Source organism: Acinetobacter sp. MF4640 (assembly GCF_002018895.1).
Classification (GTDB): Bacteria; Pseudomonadota; Gammaproteobacteria; order Pseudomonadales; family Moraxellaceae; genus Acinetobacter; species Acinetobacter johnsonii.
Map to the genome: position 1 here is coordinate 1 of NZ_MVOM01000125.1, position 1,341 is coordinate 1,341.

Annotated in this window: 3 protein-coding genes; 2 read left to right on the forward strand and 1 reads right to left on the reverse strand. The window is 37.3% G+C overall.

The window, feature by feature from the left end; all coding sequences use genetic code 11:
* The first annotated feature begins 171 nt into the window (after positions 1-171).
* Entirely contained in the window at positions 172-477 is a 306-nt protein-coding gene (locus MF4640_RS18720) for a hypothetical protein (protein WP_078390495.1), read from the forward strand.
* Between the two features lie 70 nt (positions 478-547).
* Here MF4640_RS18720 and MF4640_RS19925 read toward each other — a convergent pair whose 3' ends face one another.
* Complete coding sequence (locus MF4640_RS19925) at positions 548-682, reverse strand: hypothetical protein (RefSeq protein WP_264754364.1); 135 nt, start codon at positions 680-682, stop codon at positions 548-550.
* 183 nt (positions 683-865) lie between these two features.
* Here MF4640_RS19925 and MF4640_RS18725 point away from each other — a divergent pair, with 183 nt between their 5' ends.
* Positions 866-1,153 carry a hypothetical protein gene (locus MF4640_RS18725; protein WP_078390496.1) on the forward strand — a complete coding sequence of 96 codons (288 nt, stop codon included), beginning with the start codon at positions 866-868 and terminating at the stop codon, positions 1,151-1,153.
* Positions 1,154-1,341: the final 188 nt, after the last annotated feature.

Below are 1,341 nucleotides of genomic sequence, written 5' to 3' on the forward strand. Positions count from 1 at the left end.
TTGACGCTTGCCCAGCTCTCGCTGTCCTCCCTAGTCAGCATCGCTATGAAGACTCAGGCGAAGGTGGAAACAGAAAATTGGCAGTAGAGTAGGCTGAAGAGGATCAATCAGATAATCCGGATACCCATATTTATTAAGTCGATTGGCGATTTAAATAATAGGTAATTAATTATGAACAAGATTTTTACAAAGTTGGATACTAAAAAAATAGTTATTGAATTGCTAAATACTTTTGAAAAAGCAAACTTTGATTACTACTCAAGAGCCTATCTTGAAAGTCAAAAGGGCACATTTTGCGTATCCTTTGGAAACTGCCTAATGCAAGATGCAAACATTATTACTATCTACATAGATAAAGCCCCACATGAGTTTTATTTCACCCATGAGCATTCTAATATTGCTGAAGCACATCACGAAGCAATTAGTCTATTTAAACAAATTCTAGACTTTTATTTTACTTATTTAAAGCAAACATGAGTAAGCCCCGCAAGGGGCTTTTTTAATGCCTGCGGGCTTGCTTTAGATCAGTTGCAAGCCGTTGGGATTATTAACCCCCTTGCCCTAGTCGCAACCCTGCGGGATTGCTTTGTAAGTCCCGCTTAGGGGCAAAGGGGAGTAGTTGCGGTTCTGCGGTCAGCTCGACAAAATCACAGATTTTGTCGGCTTCGCTTGAACCTTGCAACGGTAATCAGGGAGGGAAGAATTTTTATATTTCTTCAGTTCGCAAAGTAGACACTTTGCTCTATTGATACCGCCTAGAGGTTTACACTTATTTACACATATTGTTTTGTACTCACAAATCAATATATGTATAATATATTTATTAGGTCGATTGGCGATCTACCAATAAAACAGGTACTTAAATATGAAAACTCAAGTTTCACCCAAGACAGTTTTAAATCTAGTAGAAAATGTTTTGAGATCAAAAAAAAATGCCGTAACTGTTATGCAGGGTATTTATTTAAAGAAAGGTAAAGCTGAAATATTCATCACGATTGGACAGGTTAAATTAATCACTGTGTTTTTTAAAGGTCGCACAGAGTTACTTTTAACCGCTTTAAAACATGACAGCATGAATGAAGCAGAACAACAAGCCAAAGACTTTATAGAACAAATTAACGAAGTTCTGGACGAAGTAGAGAAGCGAAATTAAAAGAAGCCCCATAAGGGGCTTTTTTAATGCCTGCGGGCTTGCTTTAGATCAGGAATGACCAAAACCACAGGACAGGACACCGACCCGCTACAGCGCAAATCTGAAGCATTCAGAATACACAGTAATATTTACACTTGTTTACATATATTGTTTTGTACTCACAAATCAATTTAGGTATAATGTATTTA